At 36.3% G+C, this 20491-nt stretch carries 19 protein-coding genes; 11 read left to right on the plus strand and 8 right to left on the minus strand.

Annotation, left to right across the window (positions count from 1 at the left end):
* Positions 1-8 precede the first annotated feature (8 nt).
* The 4 genes from AC6EJA_RS02935 (at position 9) to AC6EJA_RS02950 (ending at position 5854) form a co-directional block, all read left to right on the plus strand.
* On the plus strand, positions 9-1727 hold the full coding sequence (locus tag AC6EJA_RS02935; protein ID WP_498503099.1) for an ATP-dependent DNA helicase: 1719 nt from the start codon (positions 9-11) through the stop codon (positions 1725-1727).
* 151 nt (positions 1728-1878) lie between these two features.
* Complete coding sequence (locus AC6EJA_RS02940; protein WP_498503100.1) at positions 1879-3717, plus strand: DEAD/DEAH box helicase; 1839 nt, start codon at positions 1879-1881, stop codon at positions 3715-3717.
* Between the two features lie 7 nt (positions 3718-3724).
* Positions 3725-4015 carry a hypothetical protein gene (locus AC6EJA_RS02945; protein ID WP_498503101.1) on the plus strand — a complete coding sequence of 97 codons (291 nt, stop codon included), beginning with the start codon at positions 3725-3727 and terminating at the stop codon, positions 4013-4015.
* Positions 4016-4048: 33 nt separating this feature from the next.
* Positions 4049-5854 (plus strand): ABC transporter ATP-binding protein, encoded by a 1806-nt coding sequence (locus AC6EJA_RS02950; protein WP_498503102.1) that lies wholly within the window; start codon positions 4049-4051, stop codon positions 5852-5854.
* Here AC6EJA_RS02950 and psbP read toward each other — a convergent pair.
* The gene (gene psbP / locus AC6EJA_RS02955; protein ID WP_498503103.1) at positions 5843-6400 is read right to left on the minus strand and encodes a photosystem II reaction center PsbP; all 558 of its coding nucleotides are present in this window, start codon (positions 6398-6400) and stop codon (positions 5843-5845) included. The genes AC6EJA_RS02950 and psbP overlap by 12 nt on opposite strands.
* 120 nt (positions 6401-6520) lie before the next feature.
* Between psbP and recR the strand changes: the two genes are divergently transcribed.
* Positions 6521-7120, plus strand: coding sequence for a recombination mediator RecR (gene recR / locus AC6EJA_RS02960; RefSeq protein ID WP_498503533.1), 600 nt, complete (start codon positions 6521-6523; stop codon positions 7118-7120).
* An 8-nt stretch (positions 7121-7128) separates the two neighbouring features.
* Positions 7129-8046 (plus strand): lipoyl synthase, encoded by a 918-nt coding sequence (lipA, locus tag AC6EJA_RS02965; RefSeq protein ID WP_498503104.1) that lies wholly within the window; start codon positions 7129-7131, stop codon positions 8044-8046.
* A gap of 3 nt (positions 8047-8049) precedes the next feature.
* On the opposite strand, the gene AC6EJA_RS02970 is transcribed toward lipA, so the two are convergent.
* The 6 genes from AC6EJA_RS02970 to lysA are packed head-to-tail and all read right to left on the minus strand — an operon-like array spanning position 8050 to position 13637.
* A complete protein-coding gene (locus AC6EJA_RS02970) occupies positions 8050-8565 on the minus strand; it encodes a hypothetical protein (RefSeq protein WP_498503105.1) in 516 nt (171 codons plus the stop codon).
* Positions 8562-9530: an oxygen-dependent tRNA uridine(34) hydroxylase TrhO gene (trhO, locus tag AC6EJA_RS02975; RefSeq protein ID WP_498503106.1), complete on the minus strand. Its 969-nt coding sequence runs from the start codon at positions 9528-9530 to the stop codon at positions 8562-8564. Before trhO ends, AC6EJA_RS02970 begins: the two co-directional genes overlap by 4 nt.
* Positions 9517-10521 carry a biotin synthase BioB gene (gene bioB / locus AC6EJA_RS02980; RefSeq protein WP_498503107.1) on the minus strand — a complete coding sequence of 335 codons (1005 nt, stop codon included), beginning with the start codon at positions 10519-10521 and terminating at the stop codon, positions 9517-9519. The genes trhO and bioB overlap by 14 nt, the downstream gene beginning before the upstream one ends.
* 16 nt (positions 10522-10537) lie before the next feature.
* A complete protein-coding gene (gene uppS / locus AC6EJA_RS02985; RefSeq protein ID WP_498503108.1) occupies positions 10538-11326 on the minus strand; it encodes an undecaprenyl pyrophosphate synthase in 789 nt (262 codons plus the stop codon).
* Between the two features lie 14 nt (positions 11327-11340).
* Positions 11341-12243 carry a diadenylate cyclase CdaA gene (gene cdaA / locus AC6EJA_RS02990; RefSeq protein ID WP_498503109.1) on the minus strand — a complete coding sequence of 301 codons (903 nt, stop codon included), beginning with the start codon at positions 12241-12243 and terminating at the stop codon, positions 11341-11343.
* Positions 12244-12272: 29 nt separating this feature from the next.
* Positions 12273-13637 (minus strand): diaminopimelate decarboxylase, encoded by a 1365-nt coding sequence (gene lysA / locus AC6EJA_RS02995; RefSeq protein ID WP_498503110.1) that lies wholly within the window; start codon positions 13635-13637, stop codon positions 12273-12275.
* Positions 13638-13736: 99 nt separating this feature from the next.
* On the opposite strand from lysA, the gene rimI reads away from it, so the two are divergent.
* From rimI to AC6EJA_RS03020, 5 genes are all read left to right on the plus strand, one after another.
* A complete protein-coding gene (gene rimI / locus AC6EJA_RS03000; RefSeq protein WP_498503111.1) occupies positions 13737-14210 on the plus strand; it encodes a ribosomal protein S18-alanine N-acetyltransferase in 474 nt (157 codons plus the stop codon).
* A gap of 159 nt (positions 14211-14369) precedes the next feature.
* Complete coding sequence (locus AC6EJA_RS03005) at positions 14370-16907, plus strand: ATP-dependent Clp protease ATP-binding subunit (protein WP_498503112.1); 2538 nt, start codon at positions 14370-14372, stop codon at positions 16905-16907.
* A gap of 26 nt (positions 16908-16933) precedes the next feature.
* Positions 16934-18058 (plus strand): iron-containing alcohol dehydrogenase family protein, encoded by a 1125-nt coding sequence (locus AC6EJA_RS03010; RefSeq protein WP_498503113.1) that lies wholly within the window; start codon positions 16934-16936, stop codon positions 18056-18058.
* A 10-nt stretch (positions 18059-18068) separates the two neighbouring features.
* Entirely contained in the window at positions 18069-18959 is an 891-nt protein-coding gene (locus AC6EJA_RS03015; protein ID WP_498503114.1) for an alpha/beta fold hydrolase, read from the plus strand.
* Complete coding sequence (locus AC6EJA_RS03020; protein ID WP_498503115.1) at positions 18952-19566, plus strand: hypothetical protein; 615 nt, start codon at positions 18952-18954, stop codon at positions 19564-19566. Before AC6EJA_RS03015 ends, AC6EJA_RS03020 begins: the two co-directional genes overlap by 8 nt.
* 3 nt (positions 19567-19569) lie before the next feature.
* Here the strand turns inward: AC6EJA_RS03020 and AC6EJA_RS03025 are convergent, their stop codons facing one another.
* Positions 19570-20454 (minus strand): phosphatidate cytidylyltransferase, encoded by an 885-nt coding sequence (locus AC6EJA_RS03025; RefSeq protein ID WP_498503116.1) that lies wholly within the window; start codon positions 20452-20454, stop codon positions 19570-19572.
* Between the last annotated feature and the right edge of the window lie 37 nt (positions 20455-20491).

The raw sequence follows: 20491 nt of genomic DNA on the forward strand, positions 1-20491 counted from the left end.
ATATACATATGAGCACCTTTAATTATGAGTCGAATAATATTTCAAAAGATCTAATAAAGGTTTTAAGAAAATGCTATCCAAATAACAAATTCTCTTTAGATATTAAAAAGACAATTTATTTATTAATAAATTCATTACAAAATGGAGAAATTTATTTTGATATTTATGAACATTTCAATAATCTTGAGACTTCTCACAATTCTGTTACTGAATATTTAGATGTAATGAAAAATGATGGATGGATTGGCCATAAACTATCTCCCATTATTTTAGAAGGAAGAAATCTAAGTTTGGCTCGTTGGCATTATGAACTTCAAGAAGTAATAAAATCACTTACAAATAAAATTAGCTCATTAGACATTAAAAAAACAAAATATAAAATCCCCAAAGAGAAAAATCTTTTTTTAAATAAAGAGCAGCTAGATGCCGTAATCGCAATTAACAAATATAATCTTATTCTTCTTAGTGGTGGACCAGGAACAGGAAAAACAAGCACAATAATTGAAATGATTTCAAATGTATTATCCCTCTATCCTCGTCTTCGAATTGGGTTAACCGCACCGACAGGGAAGGCAACTAGACGATTAAAAGATACATTTCAAGACAATATAAATAGAGCTGATGATATGTTTAAAAACAACCTTAAAAATATACCTTGCAAAACCATTCATAGCTGGCTAGAGGCTAAACCAAACGGTTTCGGTAAAAATAAAAAATCACCCTTATCTCTTGACTTACTTGTTATTGATGAGATGTCCATGGTTGATTTAATACTTTTCAAATCAATTCTTGAGGCTCTACCGCAAAAAGCAAAACTTATCCTTGTAGGTGACTTTAATCAACTACCACCAATCCAATGTGGCGCTATTTGGAGCGAGCTGCATCGAAAAGAAATTAATTTTATCTTCAAAAAAAATTCAATACATTTAAATAAACTATATAGAAATCGTGGAGATCTAGCGATTATAGCAAAAGAATTAAATGATTTCGGTCAAGATATCTTTTGGAAAAAGATTTCCAATTTAAATTCTTATTCCAACATAAAATTATTTAAAACATCACAATTCAATATACCAAAAAATGTAATTCTACAACTTTATACTCAAAGGAAAATATTAGAAAAGCTTGCACAAGAATTTAGGACTTACATAACTCCTAATGAAAGTTTTGATCCAGGCAGTTATTCTGAAGTTTGTGAGAAAACAAATGAAATATTCAAGACCCTTGAAAGTTTTCTTCTTTTATGTCCCACCAGATTTGGTCCATGGGGAATTGATCATATTCATAGAACATTGCTAGGAACTAATTTTGAAAATGGTCCAAATTGTTGGCCTGAGGGAACTCCAGTGATTTGTGCTCAGAACCAGCAAGACTTAGGTTTATCAAATGGAGATATTGGTTTAATCATTGGAAAAGGTGAGAATTTGAGGATACTTTTTAGAATCTTTTCTGATGAGCTCGAACTTGTTCCTAAATTATTTTCACCCTCAAGAATACGTCATCTTTCTCCTGCATTTGCTTTAACAATACACAAATCGCAGGGGAGTGAATCTAATAAGGTCATTTTACTTTGGCCTTCGGACACAGAGCAATCATTGAGTTTTTTTAAATCTACTAACAACAGTGATGACTTTGAAAAAAGATTGCTCTATACCGCAATAACAAGAGCTAAAAATACATTGGAAATCAATGTCAGTAAAGAATTTCTAAAAAGTAAATTGAGTTGATATCTTTAGATTCATGATTTTTAATCTTCGTAAGATGATAAATTATATTCGAGGCTTTAAATAGGCGAGTCAACACATCACGGTTAAATTCCGACTGGAAGTTGTCTGCCTGAATTGAAGTATCAAGTCAAGCAGGCAAATCACAAACTAAATGTCCAAAAAAAAAGAATCAAACAATACCTCAATTTCTGAGAACCTGGAATTTGCAGTCGTTGAAAAGTCAAACCAAGCAATTGGTGAAAACATCAAGGCTGAAAACACTCCAATCATCAAAAAGTCTGAAAGTGAGGGGTCATCCAATCACGTCACCAAATCAGGCGAGAACATTGGTTTTGAAGGTTTCGGCTTCAATGAAGTTCTGCTTAAAACATTAAAAAACAAGGGCTATGACAACCCAACTCCGATACAAGCAGCGGCCTTCCCTGAATTGCTTCTTGGAAGAGACCTTGTAGGACAAGCTCAGACCGGAACAGGTAAGACTGCTGCATTTGCATTACCAATCATTGAAAGGTTAAACAAGCCAAGCGGCCCACCACAGGTCTTAGTCCTTACGCCAACAAGGGAATTGGCAATACAAGTAGCTGAGTCATTTCGCTCATATGCATCTGATCAGCCTCAGCTAAGGATACTTTCGATTTATGGGGGGGCTGACTTCAGATCACAAATAAATGCTCTCAAGAGGGGCGTAGCCATAGTAGTTGGGACCCCCGGCAGAGTGATGGACCACCTCCGACAGGGGACAATAAACAAAACAGAATTAAATTGTTTAGTACTTGACGAAGCTGATGAAATGCTCAGGATGGGTTTCATTGACGATGTTGAATGGGTTCTTGAGCAATTGCCAGAAGAAAGGCAAATGATTTTGTTCTCTGCAACAATGCCTCAAGAAATACGTAGTATTTCAAAGAAATATTTAAATAATCCAGCCGAAATAACAATCAAAGCTGCGAAACAAAAAACAAATTTGATCAGACAAAGACATATTGTAATTCAAAATAGTTTTAAAATTGATGCTCTGACAAGAGTACTTGAGGCAGTTGCAGAGGAGGGAGTCATTATTTTTACTCGGACTAAAGCAATAACACTTACTGTTGCGGAGAAACTTGAAGCATGTGGACATAATGTTGCTGTATTAAACGGTGATGTTCCACAAAATCAAAGAGAGAGAACAATTGAAAGATTAAGGAAAGGCACTATAGATATTCTTGTAGCAACTGATGTTGCCGCAAGAGGATTAGATGTAGATCGAATAGGGTTAGTCATAAATTTTGATATGCCTTTTGATAAAGAGGCTTATATTCATAGAATTGGAAGAACCGGCAGAGCAGGGAGAAGCGGTGAGGCAATACTCTTCGCAAATCCAAGAGAAAGATCTTTCATTCACAATCTTGAGAGAGCAGTAGGTCAGCCCATTGAAAAAATGAATATCCCTGACAATGAGACAATCAATAAAACAAGGATAAGCAAACTCCAAAAAAGTCTCATACAAGCATCTATTAAGGGAAGAGAACATGAAAATGAGACTTCAATATTGAAAGAGCTCATACAACAAGTTGAAAGTGAACTTAATATCGACTCTAGTGAAATAGCACTAGCTGCTCTTAACCTGGCACTTGGACAAACTCCACTAATGACTCAAGAAGATGAGAGTTGGATCAAAAATATCGAACATAGAAGGGGTGGTCGATTTGACCGTCGAGATGAGAGAGGTCGACATAGAAATAGAGGTGAATTCGAGAGTAGTTCTATTGACAGAAATATGGAAAGATTTCGAGTTGAAGTAGGTCATCGTGACAGAGTCAAACCAGGTAACCTAGTAGGAGCGATAGCTAATGAAACAGGTTTAAGAGGAAAAATGATTGGTCGCATTCAAATTTTTGAAACCCATAGTTTTATAGATTTACCCAAAAAAATGCCAGTTGATATTTTTAATAATTTAAAAAAAGTCAAGGTAATGAACCGTGAGCTACAGATTAATAGGAGTAATTAATTTTAGAATGATAAAATCGATCGCCCATACATCTTTAATACTTCTTTTCTTATTAGGAGTCAAAATAAAACCAATAAGAGCCGACGATAATACAAATATTTCTCTAATAAAAAAAATTTGTCTAATAAACTTTAGTAATGAGATTTCATCAAGCACCGAAAAAATTTCTAATACAAGTGAGATAGCTTCAACAACATGCGATTGTTTTATTGAGAAGGTCACTACTGGCTTCTCGATAGCATTTGCCCAGGAACAATGTAAAAGAGAAGCTTTAATCAAATATGATTTACCAAAGTAAATAGAAATCTCTAACGATCAATAAATGATGTCTTTGAAATCAAAAATTAAAAATTCAGACAATGCTCTAATACGGTTACTAAGTAATTTAAAGCGTGAACAGAATCTTGTCTTTGCAGCAGTTATCTGTTCGATATTAAACAGAGTTCTTGATTTAGCTCCACCTGTTCTGATTGGACTTTCCGTTGATGTTGTAGCAAGAGAACAATCATCTTGGATTGCATCCTTAGGTTTTTCAACAGTTCCTAGTCAATTAGGAATTATTGCCTTCGCTTCGTGTTTTATTTGGAGTGCTGAGTCATTTTTCGAGTATCTATACGGGTATCTTTGGAGAAATCTGGCTCAATCAACCCAACACAACTTAAGAATAAAGGCATACGATCATCTTCAAAAGCTGGAAATGGCTTTCTTTGAAAAGGACAGCACAGGCAGGCTTTTAGCAATTCTAAATGATGATATAAATCAACTTGAGCGATTTTTAGATCAAGGTGCCAATCAAATCATCCAACTCCTTGTAACAGTAATAATTGTTGGAACCGCAATGGCGATTCTCGCTCCTGGTGTTGCATTTTTAGCCTTTATTCCAATTCCAGTAATTCTATGGGGATCAATAAATTTTCAAAAAAGTCTTGCTCCAAAATATAGAGAAGTTAGAGAGCGTGCTGGGGATTTATCTGCACGACTAAACAATAACCTCGGGGGGATTTTGACTATAAAAAGTTTTGCGACAGAGGAATGGGAAGTCAATCGTTTAACTACTGATAGTAGGCGATATCAAATCAGTAATAAAAAAGCAATTCGCTATTCTGCCGCATTTATACCTCTTATTAGATTTGCAATTTTGTTTGCATTCCTAGCAATTCTTGTTGTTGGTGGGTTACAAACATGGTCAGGCGAAATGGCTATTGGCACTTATAGTTTTTTGGTTTTCATCACGCAAAGACTACTATGGCCTCTAACAACACTTGGTCACATACTTGATGATTACCAAAGATCAATGGCCTCTACAAACAGAGTTTTAGATCTGATTGATACCCCAGTAAAAATCTCAAGTGGCTTACGGAAGATACAAACAAAAGACATAATTGGAGACATAGATTTTCAAAGTGTGAATTTCGAATATGAAAAAGGTTTTCCACTAATTAGAGATTTAAATCTAAAAATTTCAGCTGGAAAAACCATTGGAATCGTTGGACCTACAGGATCAGGTAAAAGTACTTTAGTAAAATTACTTTTACGGCTTTATTCTTTAAAATCAGGAAATATAAAAATAGACAATATTCCAATTGATTCCTTTAATTTGAAGGATCTTAGAAGAAGTATTGCACTTGTCAGTCAAGATGTTTATTTATTTCACGGAACAGTAAAAGAGAATATTTCCTACGGTTGCGAAACAGCCTCCGAAGAGAGAATTATTAATGCGGCAAAACTATCAGAGGCTTCAGATTTCATAGAAAAGCTACCAAATGGTTACATGACCATTGTTGGAGAAAGAGGGCAAAGACTGTCAGGTGGACAGAGACAAAGAATTGCTTTGGCAAGAGCAATTTTAAAAGATGCTCCAATACTTGTTTTAGACGAAGCTACCGCATCTGTTGACAACGAAACCGAAGCCGCAATTCAGAGGTCATTGGCAAAAATAACCAAGAATAGAACAACAATTGTTATTGCTCATAGGTTGAGCACAATAAGAAACGCTGACAAAATATTAGTTCTTGACAAAGGAAAAATAGTTGAATCAGGGACTCATAGTGAATTATTAAAAAATTTCGGAATATATTCTGATCTATGGAATGTACAAGCTGGGATAAAAAAAGAAGAAAATGATTTAAATCAATAAAGTAAATGAATCAATAACTTTAGTAAACATACCCTTTACTCTCGGCCAACGATTTTCACTTGTTCCTGTTGCAAAGGTATATAAATTACCCCTGTCAATAACAACAGTAGCCAATTCATGTCGAGTTTCCTGTGGATAATTAATCACATATTCTAAGTCATAAAAAATGTGCCCCGAACTCTCTCTTTCATTTGAGGTAAGTAAATCAACCTTGCGATCATTATCTTCAGGACTCATCAATTGATTAATTAACCGATCTCCAACCTCTTCCGGAGTACCAAGATTTTCCAAGTCAATTTCAGAGTTTAGTTTTGATATCACCAGACTAAGTGTCTCATCACTATTAATAAGATCATGAAAAACCACAGCAGGGCCATCACTTACGGCAACTCTAGTCCAACCAGTTGGATAGAGGAATCCATATCGTCCATCAGTGCTTTTAAAAGGCTCTAGACCAGCTGAAGAGCTTGCACTACATGCACTTAAAGTAATAATCAGGCTGATACTCAAGAGCAGTCTTGTAAAGGAGCGAAGCAATTTACTCATTTATCAATGAATTGTTCATTTTCTATTGTGCCTGAAACTGGGCAAAACTGACAGCAGAAATTTTTCTTTTCTTTTCAAATATGATTTTGTGTGTAAATTCAAAACACTTGCTTTCGACTCCTGAGCGGCTTCACAAGACCACTAGCTCGACTAATAGACCAATTCGAGCAATTACCGGGGATTGGTCCTAGAACAGCCCAAAGACTTGCTTTGCATTTATTGCGACAACCAAAAGAAAAAATTGAATTTTTTGCAGAGGCATTAATTTCTGCCAAGGAGCAGACAGGTCAGTGCAAAAATTGTTTTCATTTAACAGCTGGAGAGAATTGTGAGATTTGCCTAAATCCCACTAGAGTGAAAGATATGATTTGTGTTGTATCCGATTCTAGAGATTTACTTGCTCTCGAGAGAACAAGAGAGTTCAAAGGGCTTTATCATGTGCTGGGAGGATTAATTTCTCCCATTGATGGTATTGGTCCAGAAATGCTAAACGTGAAAAGTCTGATTAATAGGGTTGCTCAAGATGATGTAGAAGAAGTAATACTTGCTTTGACACCCAGCGTAGAGGGAGATACAACGAGCCTATACTTGGCGAAGCTCTTGAAACCTTTTGCAAAAGTTACTAGAATTGCTTACGGTCTCCCTGTGGGAAGTGAACTTGAATACGCAGATGAAGTTACACTATCTAGAGCCCTGGAGGGCCGTATAGGTATAAACTAGGCTTTATTATGTCTACTAAACAGAGACAAAGTAAGTATAGTGTTAGGCCTCCAAAAGAGCGTTTACCTAATTGGATAAAACCCGCTATTGGGAAAGCCTCAGAATTAGAAAAAGTTCAAAACCTTGTCAAAAGGTACAAGCTCAACACCATTTGTGAAGAGGGTAGATGTCCCAATCGGGGCGAATGTTATGCAGCTGGCACAGCAACATTTCTTCTTGGTGGTTCAATATGCACTAGAAGTTGTGCTTTCTGTCAAGTTGATAAAGGAACCAAGCCAGAAAGAATTACCAACAAAGAAGCAGAACGAGTTGCTAATGCTGTCTTTTTATTGAAATTAAAATATGTGGTATTAACCGCTGTTGCGAGAGATGACTTACCTGATCACGGTGCAAGCCTTTTCACAAATACAATGAGTGAAATCAGAAGGCTACAGCCCGAAATTGATATTGAGGTTCTAACACCCGATTTTTGGGGGGGTCACAAATGTAAATCCGAATCAAGCAAATATCAAAAAGAACGTTTAAGAAAGGTCCTTCAATCTAAACCTGTTTGTTTTAATCATAATCTTGAGACTGTAGAAAGATTACAGCGTGAAGTAAGGAGAGGCGCCACGTATGAACATTCTTTGCAATTGCTTCATTTTGCCAGAGAAATTGAACCATCTATTCCTACAAAATCTGGATTAATGCTTGGTTTAGGAGAAACCAAAACAGAAATAATCCAAACCCTAAAAGATTTACGATCAGTAGACTGTCAATTCATAACAATTGGTCAGTACTTGCGCCCTTCTCTAGCCCATATCCCAGTTAATAATTATTGGGAACCATCCGACTTTCAAGAATTTGCAGACATATCAAAAAATCTTGGCTTTAAAAAAGTTAATAGCGGACCATTAGTTAGAAGTAGCTATCACGCCTCAAAATAATAATTAATGATTGCCTAGAAATTTTTCATAATTTCTAAAACTATACTCATAAACTTCATTACAATCTCCGATCATTAGACAACCTGATCCACCCCACACCATACGAAGAGGTAAATCAAAAAATGAGGATTTCACTTGCTTTACTGTATGGAACTTTCTCATTAAAAAATACCTGACTAATCTACGATGCTGAAATTCATCATCGTAGATAGCTAACAACCTTGCGCTTGTACATGGAGTCGTCTCAAGAGCCCAAGCCATTGTTGCAGACCAAACCAAGTGCCCTACCTGAGCTGGCGAACTTTTTAAAGTTCGCATAGTATCAAGCTGTAATCCTTTTTTTCCTCGATAGGCCCAACCTTTCATTTCTCCATATATCTTTATTTTTTCTTTTTCGATTTTTTTGGCAACGACTACCTTAAAAGACCATATATTTAAAGGTCGATTTACTTTAATTCGAAGAATAAACCCAGCATCTGAGGCCTTTTTCTCAAGTAATGACAGGGACGGAAGTTTCATGGGCAAGGCCAATGATTATCATTGGGTTTATTTTTTTTTAACCAGTCAATGTGTTTTTGTCTTTCTGCAAACCTAAGTCTATCTTTATCTGTAAACCGCTCAATACAATTATGACAACTAATACCTCTTGAATACTCATTTTTTTTTAAATCGTCTACCGAAAGAGGCATTCCACATGCATTACATAACGTATATGTGCCTGGTTCTAATTGGTGATTTAATGAAACTCGTCTATCAAAGACAAAACACTCCCCCTTCCATCTACTTTCGTCATTGGGCACATCTTTTAAATACTGAAGAATACCACCATGCAGTTGATTAACATTATCAAACCCCTCTTTTTTTAGGTATGAAGAGGCTTTTTCACATCGGATACCTCCTGTACAGAACATGGCAATTCGTTCGATTTTATTAGTTTTAATCATAGGCCTAAGAACTTTATCAACCCATTCAGGGAACTGACTAAATACTTCGGTATTTGGATTTAAAGAACCCTCAAAACCTCCTACAGCAATCTCATAGTCATTTCGAGTGTCAATTACTACCGTATTAGGGTCGTCGAGATACTTATTCCAATCACATGGCTTAACATAGCTACCTGTGACAGATGAAGGATTTAGATCTTCTACTCCCATAGTAACAATTTCTGCTTTTCTTCTCATCCTAAATTTTCTAAATGCTTGTTTAGGACAAAAACTAAATTTCAAATGAAGAGTGGGATCTGATAATAGCGATTTAATTTGGGCAATAATTTTTTCAACACAATCATTAACGCCACATATCGTCCCGTTGATTCCCTCATTTGCTATCAAGATCATTCCTTTAACATCGATATCTCTACATGTTTTAGACACCTCTTGTTCAAGCACAGCAAGAATTGAATCATCCAAGTTTTGGAAAGTATAAAATGCGACTACTGTAAACTTATCAAGTTTACTTTTTTTTTTCAATTCACTCTTTTTCATTTAGGCTCCAATTAACCTTAACTCCAGCTTTAGAAAGTAATAATCTGTCAGCATCAACAACAGGATTACTCGTTGTTAAAAGTTTGTCGCCATAAAAGATTGAATCAGCACCTGCTTGCAAACAAAGTATTTGAGCTTCTCTTCCAAGTTGCTCACGTCCAGCACTAAGTCTCACTCTGCTCTTGGGCATCAATATTCTTGCTGTAGCAACCATTCTTACCATTTCAAGAGGGTCAATTGATGTAACCGCCTCTAGAGGAGTTCCTTGAACTGCGACCAAGGAATTTATGGGTACGCTCTCAGGATGAGGGTTCATAGTTGCCAAAACTGCTAATAATGAAGCTCTGTCTTTAGTTGATTCCCCCATACCAATAATTCCACCACAGCAAATAGTTATTCCTGCAGATCTAACTCTTTTTAATGTCTCAAGACGATCCTGATAGGTGCGCGTTGTAATAATTCGGTCATAATTTTCAGGGCTCGTATCCAAGTTATGGTTATAAGCTGTTAATCCAGCTTCGGCTAATCGAAAAGCTTGTTGATCAGTAAGCATACCAGCCGTTACGCAGGCCTCTAAACCCAAACTGCGCACACCACTAACCATCTTCAACATAGACTCAAATGATTTTCCATCCTTAATTTCTCGCCAAGCCCATCCCATACAAAACCTATCCGCGCCAGCCTTTTTGGCAGCCTTAGCCTTATCAAGGACTAATTGAACTTCAAGAATAGCTTTTGCATCAACATCACTATTGTTATGAATTGACTGCGGACAATAGGCACAATCCTCAGAACATCCACCTGTTTTGACACTCAACAAAGAAGCAAGCTGCACTTTATATCCAGGATTAGCAGCTCGATGAACGATCTGAGCCTCCCACAAAAGGTCCATTAAGGGCTTCTCTAAAAGAGTTTTTATCTCTTGAATAGTCCAGTCATAACGAAGCTCAAAAGATTTCTTTTTCTTAACTTGAGGAGCAAGTAAAGTCATTTTTTATAACCCAAAGTTAGATCTCATAATGTTTTGTCATTTTTGGTTCTAATCCCCCAAATCGTCTACGTCTAGATTGGTAATCAACCAATGCTTTCTTTAAAGCTAGCTGATCAAAATCAGGCCACAATGTTTCTGTAATATGAATTTCAGCATATGCTAATTGCCAAAGCAGAAAATTACTTATTCTCCTCTCTCCGCTTGTTCTTATAACCAAGTCAGGATCAACCTCTTCAGCTGTTAAAAGTTCAGCAGCAAATATATTTTCATCGATAGAATTTGGATCAAGCTCTCCCTCGACACATCTCTGCGCCAGTTTTTGAGCAGCAATAACTAACTCCCGTCTACCTCCGTAATTCGTGCAAACGTTAAATCTAATACCGTTATTTCTTGAAGTTGATTCAGTGGCTACTTTAATTAATTCTTTCAATCTTTTTGGGAGAGGGGTTAAATCCCCTATAAAACTTATTCTCACATTTTTTATTTGTAGTGATTTAAGTTCTCTTTTTAAAACATTTTCAAATAAGCTCATCAAAAAATTTACCTCTTCACCAGGCCTGGACCAATTTTCGGTTGAAAATGCATAAACAGTTAGGGCTCCGATACCCCAATCACTGCAGTTCCTAAGTGTATTTTTTAAAGCTTCTACACCAGCCTTGTGGCCCATGACTCTAGGCAACCCTCTACCCTTAGCCCAACGCCCATTGCCATCCATGATAATGGCAAGGTGTTGTGGCATTCGAAGAGGATCCAATCCTGGGGGGATTGGATTTGAAACTTTCGCTTGTTCAGAACTAATTGCCAAGGCACCTCTCTCCCTTAGGTTTCTTTTTTAGGGCTTGAAGCGACAACACCAATCTTGGTCTGGGTAACTTTTGGTTCAAGATTAGAGGACTTTTGTTTTGATGCATTCAGGTTACTCAATTGTGCTTTTGAATTGTTTTGTGGTTTTGATGCACCCATTAATTCATTTAACAAATCAAGCAGCCTACTACTTGTAATAGGCCTCTCTAATCGCCCTTGATTAGCCAACGATAAAGTTCCAGACTCCTCAGAAACAACCACGCAAATGCAGCGATCAAATCTCTCCGTAATTCCAAGTGCTGCCAAGTGTCTTGTTCCGTATCGACTAATTCCCTGACGAGATAAAGGCAAAATAACCCCTGCAGAAATAATTTTATTACCCTTTATAAGAACCGCTCCATCGTGCAGAGGAGTGTCCGATGCAAAAAGGTTTAGTAACAATTCTGTTGATAGTTGAGCATCAATGGGTATGCCAGGATATAGAAAATCTTCTGGTCTTAAATCGCTTCCTGTATCAACAACTAATAAAGCGCCTCTTCTATTTTGAGAAAGTCGTCCAGCTGCATCGGTAAGTTTGGTTATTGTGTTGGCATTAGCTTGGAACTCTTTCTGAGGATTGCCTAACAAAACAGCCAACCTCCCAGTACCCAATAACTCCATTAATCTCCTTAGCTCACCTTGCCAAAGTATCGCTAAAGAAAGTGAGCAAGCTAATAACAATGCATCAACAAACTGGGAAGTAATTGGTAGATTCGCAAAACGTTGGACAAACCAAGCTAGAGAAACTAAAAATAGATATCCTCTTAAAAGCCATAAAGTTCTTGACTCCTTTACTCTTGAGAACAGTAGTATCCCTAAAGCAGAAGCAAATAGTGCATCGAGGAGAAGTCGAAGGTTTATAAACCACCAAAAATTCACTCCCTCTTCCCAGCCTTTTTTTAACTTACCTAATTACTTCCAATAAAGCGATCTGGCATAACATCTAATCGCAATAAATCTTCGGCAGTTTCTCTTCTTTGGACAATTTCAGAGCATCCATTCAGCACAATCACAGCAGCCGGTTTTGGAATTCGATTGTAGTTTGAACTCATCGAAAAATTATATGCACCAGTTCCAAAAATTCCCAGAATATCCTTACTATTGACCCTCGGCAAAGGAAAATCTTTAAGGAGAATATCTCCAGATTCACAATGCTTTCCTGCAATTGTCACTTTTTCTGAAGGTTCCTTTGTTGCTTTATCTACAAGACATGCCTCATATTCAGATTGATATGTTATTGGTCTGGGATTGTCACTCATGCCTCCATCAACTGAAATGTATTTTTTGATTCCAGGAATATTTTTTTTTGATCCAATTGTATAAAGTGTTAACCCTGCAGTAGCAACAAGAGAGCGACCAGGTTCACAAAGTAATCTTGGTAACTTCAGATTTTTCAATTCACATTCTCTTGCTAGTTCACTTGCAATAACTCTAATCCAATCCTTTATTGAGGGTGGATCATCTGCTTTGACATATTTAACTCCTAAACCACCCCCCACATTTAAGTCCTTAATTGGATGTCCTATTTTTAACGCGAGAGAGTATGCATCTACTAAAACTGAAATTAAATCTTTGTGAGGTTGCAATTCAAAGATTTGAGATCCTATATGTGCATGCAAACCTGTCAAATTAGCCCAAGGACTTCTCTTAAGCCTTATTAAAACCTCCTCAAGTTGATCAAGGTCAAAACCAAATTTGCTATCTAAATGACCAGTCCTTATGTATTCGTGTGTATGGCATTCTATGCCAGGTGTAAACCTCAACATAAGTTTTGCTGGTTCATCACCTGAAGGGACAATTTGTTCAAGTCTTTCAATATCAAAATCGTTATCAATAACGATTCTTACGTTGTTCTTATAAGCAAAAAATAATTCATAATCTGATTTGTTATTTCCATGAAAAACTATATTTTTAGGATCTACTCCGCCATTTAAAGCAGTTAATAATTCTCCCTCAGAGACTGCATCAAGTCCCATATTCTCAGAAGCAATCAAGCTACTTAATGCCAATGAGCTATTAGCTTTTGAGGCATATAAAGCCAAAGACTCTCCAGGATAAAAAGTTGTCAGTGCCTCTGTATAAGCCTTACAAGATGATCTAATCGTTTCCTCATCTAAAACATAAAGAGGAGTCCCATATCTTTCAGCGAGCTCACTAAGCCGACATCCACCAACATAAATAGAATTTTCAACTAATTCAGTTGTGACCGGGAAAATATTTCTATTGGGACTGCTTAAATCCCTATTTTGTAGAAAAGAGTTCAGGCTATTCATCTAAATTGATTACCAGAAACTTGGAAACATTAACAATGAGACAATAATATAAACGCGTAATGAACATAAAGAGCTATTTCAGAGAAAAATATCCCCTCAATGAAATTGGTCCGTCTAGGAATTGACCACAAAAACAAATGCACTGAGTTGGACAAGATATGCTTCCAGGGGCTTTGGTCCTCATATCAATGGGAAAAAGAACTCAACAACAACGAAGCACTTAATTTTGCGTATATCTCATCAGAGCGAATCTTAGCCATGGTAATCGGACGTAATTTCCTTGATGAGCTGCAAATCATGTTTATTGCGGTTCACCCTGAGATCAGAGGTTACGGAATCGGTTTGAGCTTGATGTCATTCCTTTTAAAAGAAGCAAAGGCCAATGGAGCAAAAAGGGCAACATTGGAGGTTAAAGAAGGCAATCAGCCAGCAATAAGTTTTTATAAAAAGCTTTGCTTTGAAGTTACTGGAGTTCGTAAGAATTATTACAGGGATGGTAGTGATGCTTTGATTTTCAGCACAGATTTAATCATTCACAAAAATGAAAAAAAAAATAATTATCAGTACGGATAACCGCACTTCATAATCAATTAAGACTTAAAAAAAAACCAAGTCAAAGTTAAAAATGTTAAACCCAATTCCAACATATAACTACAAGTTCGGGATCATCGCATTCACAATCGCCTCACAATCCTGATAAGTTGGTAACACATAATCTTGGGCACCTGAAACATGTTTGAAAGGTTCACCGAAAAGGCCATCAAGGTAATAATGCTTGCTCAAGAAGAGGCTAGACGCCTTGGGCACAATTTTGTTGGAACAGAACAAATTTTACTTGGGCTTATTGGTGAAGGTACTGGTGTAGCTGCAAAGGTTTTGAAATCAATGGGAGTCAATTTGAAGGATTCCAGAGTTGAAGTTGAAAAAATAATTGGTAGAGGGTCTGGCTTTGTTGCTGTCGAAATACCCTTCACACCCCGGGCTAAAAGAGTTCTAGAGCTCTCCCTTGAAGAAGCAAGACAATTAGGTCACAACTACATTGGCACAGAACACTTATTACTTGGTCTCATCAGAGAAGGTGAAGGGGTTGCTGCAAGAGTACTTGAGAATTTAGGTGTAGATCTAACAAAAGTAAGAACCCAAGTAATAAGAATGCTTGGTGAAACTGCCGAAGTTGCTGCAGGTGGCGGATCCGCAAAGGGATCGGCTAAGACTGCAACCCTAGACGAATTCGGAACAAATCTTACAAAACTAGCCAGTGAATCTAAATTAGATCCAGTGGTTGGTAGACATTCTGAAATCGATAGAGTTGTTCAAATCCTGGGAAGAAGAACCAAAAACAATCCTGTATTAATTGGCGAACCTGGTGTAGGAAAAACTGCAATCGCAGAGGGCTTAGCTCAAAGAATCCAGCAGGGCGAAATACCAGATATTCTTGAAGAAAAAAGAGTTCTGACTTTAGATATTGGGTTACTTATTGCTGGAACAAAGTACAGGGGTGAGTTTGAGGAGCGTTTAAAAAAAATAATGGAAGAGATAAAGTCAGCTGGCAACGTTATTTTAGTAATTGATGAGGTACACACTCTTATAGGTGCAGGTGCTGCTGAAGGCGCAATCGATGCGGCAAATATTCTCAAACCAGCGCTAGCACGAGGAGAGCTGCAATGCATTGGCGCAACAACTCTTGACGAATATAGAAAGCACATCGAAAGGGACGCTGCATTAGAACGCCGTTTTCAACCCGTAATGATCGGAGAACCATCAATCGATGACACTATTGAAATTCTCAAAGGTCTCAGAGAAAGATACGAACAACACCATAGATTAAAAATCACCGACGAAGCATTAAAAGCCGCCGCCAATCTGGGCGATAGATACATATCAGACAGATTTTTACCTGATAAAGCTATTGATTTAATAGACGAAGCTGGAAGTAGAGTTAGGTTATTGAACTCCAAACTGCCTCCTGAAGCAAAAGAAGTTGACAAAGAACTCAGAGCTGTTCAAAAAGAAAAAGAAGAAGCAGTGAGAGAACAGGATTTCAATAAGGCTGGTGAATTAAAAGAAAAGGAAGTTAAATTACGGGAAAAAATTAGTAATCTTTTACAAGGAAATAAAAAAATTCAAGAAAGTGAGGGAGAAACAAATATCGAAGAACAAAAAGAGACATCTAACATTGACTTAAAAATTAAATCTCCAATCGTGAGTGAGGAAGACATTGCCCACATAGTTGCCTCCTGGACTGGTGTACCTGTTCAAAAGCTAACTGAAAGCGAATCGGTAAAACTTCTTAATATGGAAGAGACTCTTCATCAGAGATTAATAGGCCAAGATGAAGCTGTAAAAGCCGTATCTAAAGCAATAAGAAGAGCAAGAGTCGGTTTAAAAAATCCAAATAGGCCGATAGCAAGTTTCATCTTCTCTGGTCCAACTGGAGTTGGAAAAACAGAGCTAACAAAAGCTCTTGCTCAATATTTCTTTGGAAGTGAAGAAGCCATGATAAGACTTGACATGTCGGAATTTATGGAAAGGCACACTGTGAGTAAACTCATTGGTTCTCCTCCTGGTTATGTGGGTTTTAACGAAGGTGGCCAACTAACAGAGGCCGTTAGGAGAAGACCCTACACAGTCGTACTCTTTGATGAAATCGAAAAAGCTCATCCAGACGTTTTTAACCTTCTCCTACAACTTCTTGAAGAAGGCCGTCTAACCGACTCGAAGGGAAGAACTGTTGATTTCAAAAATACATTGATAATAATGACCTCCAACATAGGTTCTAAAGTAATAGAAAAAGGTGGCGGCGGTCTTGGTTTTGAGTTCTCAGGAGAAAGTATTGAAAACAGTCAATATAACAGGATTAAATCGTTAGTTAATGAAGAACTAAAACAATATTTCAGGCCAGAATTTTTAAACAGATTAGACGAAATAATCGTATTTAGACAACTCACACGAGATGAAGTTAAAGATATTGCTGAGATTATGCTAAAAGAAGTATTTTCCAGGATCAAGGATAAAGGAATTACTCTTAGTGTCTCGGACAGCTTTAAAGAAAGACTAGTGGAGGAAGGTTACAATCCTGCCTACGGCGCAAGACCCCTAAGAAGGGCTGTAATGCGACTTTTAGAAGATAGTCTTGCAGAGGAAGTTCTCTCAGGAAGAATAAAAGAAGGAGACAACGCGATAGTTGACATTGACGAAGAAAAAAAAGTGACTGTAAGGTTATTGGATGTAAATTCAAAAAAACCTGAACTTGCTGGTGCCAATTTATAGGTTGGGTTGAGGTTTAAAAATTAATAATGAAATCAAATGACTATTTTTCAAATAATCAAATTGCGCCAGAGAGAGTTATCCGTGGAAAAAATGCTTGGGAAAATAGTAAGAAATTAATTCCATCGTTTAGCAAAAAGCCTCTAATCCTAGGAAGAAGCAGCGCTACGGAAGCTTTTACTTACAAAATAAATAAGGACCTTAAAGAACTAAATATCAGTCCTATGATGGAAAAATTGAAATATGACTGTTGTGAAGAAGATTTAGCAAGAATAGAAAATCTTGCCCAAATAAATAATTGTGATTCCATTATCACAGCTGGTGGAGGAAAAGTTTTGGATGCAGGAAAGCTTATCGCTGATAGGCTTTCAATTCCTTGCACAACAATCCCATTAAGTGCAGCAACTTGCGCTGGTTGGACAGCTCTGTCCAATATATATTCTCCACAAGGCGCTTTTATCAGAGATCAATCTTTAAAATCTTGCCCCAAATTACTAATTTTTGATCACGGCTTCGTAAGAAGTGCCCCTAAAAAAACACTTGCAAGTGGTATTTCAGATGCTTTAGCAAAATGGTATGAAGCCTCCCTTAGTTCGAGCAAAAGCACTGATGGTTTTGTTCAACAAGCTGTTCAAATGGCAAGAGTCTTAAGAGATCAACTTTTTATAGATGGAAAAATAGCCTATGAAGATTCAACGAGTGATGCTTGGGCAAGAGTCGCAGAAGGATGTGCTTTGACCGCTGGACTTATTGGAGGGATAGGTGGTCCCTCTTGCAGGACGGCTGCCGCGCATCCCATCCATAATGGTATAACTCAGTTGAATCATCCAAAATTATCTCTTCATGGAGAAATTGTAGGATTTGGAATACTAGTTCAACTTCGGTTAGAGGAATTACACAGCAAAAACAAATTAGCCAAGCAAGCCAGAATGCAATTGAAAAAATACATGAAAGAAATAAATTTACCTACAGACATTTCTTCCTTAGGTTATGAGAAAGTGAAATCAATTGAACTTAAAGAAATATGCAAATATATATACATGAATGAAATTTCATTAAAAAGTTTACCTTTTTATATTGATGAAAAATCACTTTATAAAACCATAATAGATTTAGATAAAGAAAATTCTTTAATTGACATAAATACTTTTTAAATCGAGTAAATTGAATTCAACCAAAAACACATCTCAAATAATTAATGAGATTAAGTTATCTCTTTATGACTCATCCGCAAGGAACTTGGCAGAAAATGTTCAGCTGATTTATTTAGATGAAATATCAAAATCAAAAGAAGAATTATACCCCGTAGCAATAGTTGGTTCTGGTAGTCCAATTTTGTTACTTCATGGATTTGATAGTTCATTTTTAGAATTTAGAAGAATTGCCCCTCTATTAAAAAATAATCATAGATTGATAATTCCTGATTTATACGGTTTCGGTTTCTGCCCAAGACCAAAATCAAACGAGTACGGCTCTGATGGATTAATAAAGCATTTAAGAAAAATAATAGAAATCCTCTCAATTAACGAACCTGTTAGCGTAATAGGAGCATCTATGGGAGGCGCTGTTGCTATCAAATTTGCAAAACTCTTTCCTGAACGCATAAATAGAATCTTTTTATTATCCCCGGCTGGACTCACAACTAAATCCAAAAAAGTACCGAGACCTTTTGATTCACTTGGCACTTGGTTCCTAAAACAAAGCTTTGTGAGAAAAAAACTCTGTCAACAAGCTTTTGCAGATCCCCAAAAAAGCGTAGGAAAAGAGGAAGAACAAATAGCCTCTGCTCACTTAAAAGTACCAGGATGGCAAAGATCACTTGCTGCTTTTGCAAGAAATGGTGGTGTATCAGCTTTCGACTTACCCAAACCAAGTCATCCTATTCATGTCATTTGGGGATCAAATGACAATATAATTAAAAGATTAGATCGACAAAAGTCAACTTCTCTACTTGGAATAGATCATTTTGAAATTAATAATTGTGGACACCTTCCACATCTCGATAAACCAGAAATAGTTGTTGAAAGTTGGAAAAATTTCATAGAAATTGACTAAATCAAATCCAAAAGATAAAGAGTTATTCATAACACTTCTAGAAAGTAGTATTGAGAAATGGCTATCTTCTAGATGCGAAAGTTCAAAATCTATCAAAATCAAATTGAATGGAGAAATATCTGATTTTCTAAAGGGTAAAATCAAACAAATAATTTTATCAGGAAATGATATATGTTTCAAAGAAATAAAGATTGATAAAATTAATCTTGAGACAGAAGAAATAGGTTTCCAGCTAAATCTTTTTAAAAGAAAATTTCTACTAAAGAAAAAATTCGGTATTTTTGTGGATTTAGTTATATCCGACAAATCTATTAGAGAAACACTTTTTTCAAAAAAGTGGGAATATTTAAGAATTCAAATTGCAAAAGAAATTCTTTGCTTAAAAGATTTAAACAGCATTAAGATTTCGAATAATAATCTTGAAATAAATGGTATTGGAGCCATAAGTAAAAATCATATATCATACAATTCAAATAAAATTATTATTAAGAATATACTTAATAATAATAAATCAGAAATACCAATTGATAAAAATATAGAAATTAACGAGGCAGGAATAGTAAATAATCAATTAGTATTATCTTTCAATTCATCAATTCAAAGTTAAATTTCAACTAATTGAAAGAGGGAAAATTATTATCAGAATGTAATATATGATAACTGGAGTGAAAAGATAACTATCTATCCTATCAAGTATTCCTCCATGTCCTGGCAAAGCATTCCCTGAATCTTTAATACCTGCATCCCTTTTCATCATAGATTCAGTAAGATCGCCAACTAAAGCAAAAAAGGAGATTAATAAAGCCAATATTAATATCATAATTTTACTCATTCCCAAATTAAATATATTTATTGAAATTGCGCCAATAATAATTGAAGACAATAGACCGCATACTGCACCCTCTATTGTTTTTGAAGGGGATATAGGCGACAAAGTATTTCTTCCGTATTTTCTCCCAAAAAAATATGATCCAATATCAAACGCAACTATCATTAAACAAACGCAAAATGTAATAGACATTCCTGTATTTAAAGAACCGTAATTAAAAGAAAAGGTTGATTCGGTTCCTCCTAAACTTTGATAGGAAAGATTTCTTAACTTGAGCCAATAACTAGGCAGGTAGCCTAAATAGAATAATCCAAAAATAGAAGAAGCAATATCGGAGATAGATCCTGTTATTGGTTGAAGTAATAACCATCCGCAAATTGCTGCGCCCGATATTGGCAATACAGCTGCGCTAAGGTCATCCGAGATTATTCCATCAATTCCTAATTGAGTCGAAATCAATAAGATTTGACAAGCTAAAAGAGTCGTCTTAGTCGCTGGCCTGATGCCAGCGAATTCTGTCATTTTAAAAAACTCAAGCAACGCAAGATGCACAATCACACCAAGGGAAATAGCAAAAAACCATCCTCCTAAACTAATAATAATTATCCCAAAAATGCCTGCGCCTAATCCACTAAGAAAACGATTATTTAAGAAAATTTTAGACATTAATTAATTAGTTAAAATAAAAAATTAAGGTGAAGTA

The sequence above is a fragment of the Prochlorococcus sp. MIT2309 genome (assembly GCF_059772305.1).

What these genes read in the sequence shown, in the direction of transcription:
- AC6EJA_RS02935 (WP_498503099.1), top strand. Translation starts at nt 9, where the DNA reads ATGAGCACCTTTAATTATGAGTCGAATAATATTTCAAAAGATCTAATA.
- AC6EJA_RS02940 (WP_498503100.1), top strand. Translation starts at nt 1,879, where the DNA reads ATGTCCAAAAAAAAAGAATCAAACAATACCTCAATTTCTGAGAACCTG.
- AC6EJA_RS02945 (WP_498503101.1), top strand. Translation starts at nt 3,725, where the DNA reads ATGATAAAATCGATCGCCCATACATCTTTAATACTTCTTTTCTTATTA.
- psbP (WP_498503103.1), bottom strand. Translation starts at nt 6,400, where the DNA reads ATGAGTAAATTGCTTCGCTCCTTTACAAGACTGCTCTTGAGTATCAGC.
- lipA (WP_498503104.1), top strand. Translation starts at nt 7,129, where the DNA reads ATGTCTACTAAACAGAGACAAAGTAAGTATAGTGTTAGGCCTCCAAAA.
- AC6EJA_RS02970 (WP_498503105.1), bottom strand. Translation starts at nt 8,565, where the DNA reads ATGAAACTTCCGTCCCTGTCATTACTTGAGAAAAAGGCCTCAGATGCT.
- trhO (WP_498503106.1), bottom strand. Translation starts at nt 9,530, where the DNA reads ATGAAAAAGAGTGAATTGAAAAAAAAAAGTAAACTTGATAAGTTTACA.
- bioB (WP_498503107.1), bottom strand. Translation starts at nt 10,521, where the DNA reads ATGACTTTACTTGCTCCTCAAGTTAAGAAAAAGAAATCTTTTGAGCTT.
- lysA (WP_498503110.1), bottom strand. Translation starts at nt 13,637, where the DNA reads ATGAATAGCCTGAACTCTTTTCTACAAAATAGGGATTTAAGCAGTCCC.
- rimI (WP_498503111.1), top strand. Translation starts at nt 13,737, where the DNA reads ATGAAATTGGTCCGTCTAGGAATTGACCACAAAAACAAATGCACTGAG.
- AC6EJA_RS03005 (WP_498503112.1), top strand. Translation starts at nt 14,370, where the DNA reads ATGTTTGAAAGGTTCACCGAAAAGGCCATCAAGGTAATAATGCTTGCT.
- AC6EJA_RS03010 (WP_498503113.1), top strand. Translation starts at nt 16,934, where the DNA reads ATGAAATCAAATGACTATTTTTCAAATAATCAAATTGCGCCAGAGAGA.
- AC6EJA_RS03025 (WP_498503116.1), bottom strand. Translation starts at nt 20,454, where the DNA reads ATGTCTAAAATTTTCTTAAATAATCGTTTTCTTAGTGGATTAGGCGCA.